The following is a 220-nucleotide window of genomic DNA, read 5'->3' as shown; positions in this document are numbered from 1 at the left end:
CGCCATTCGAAGAATTCCCGCAACTCATAGACGCGCGAGACCGCATGCAAGGCGGGTTCGTTCCCCCCGTTGGGCACGATCCGCGCATACTGGTTCTCGACCTCGGAACGGCCTTCCTTGATCTGCTTGAGCAGCATCCAAATCGATTGCAGGATATCGAGCGGCTCGAACCCGGCAACGACCATCGGCCTGCGATAAAAATTAGCGATGAACTCCAAGC

The 220-nt window shown here is 57.3% G+C and carries 1 pseudogene; it reads right to left on the bottom strand.

Annotation, left to right across the window (positions count from 1 at the left end):
• Window positions 1-220: pseudogene (locus E0702_RS18830) on the bottom strand (hydrogenase formation protein HypD); the annotation flags it as partial.

This window comes from Halomonas marinisediminis, from assembly GCF_004347715.1.
GTDB classification, from domain to species: Bacteria; Pseudomonadota; Gammaproteobacteria; order Pseudomonadales; family Halomonadaceae; genus Halomonas; species Halomonas icarae.
Note: the sequence above shows the minus strand (reverse complement) of the source record. Positions and strands in the feature narration are given on the sequence as shown.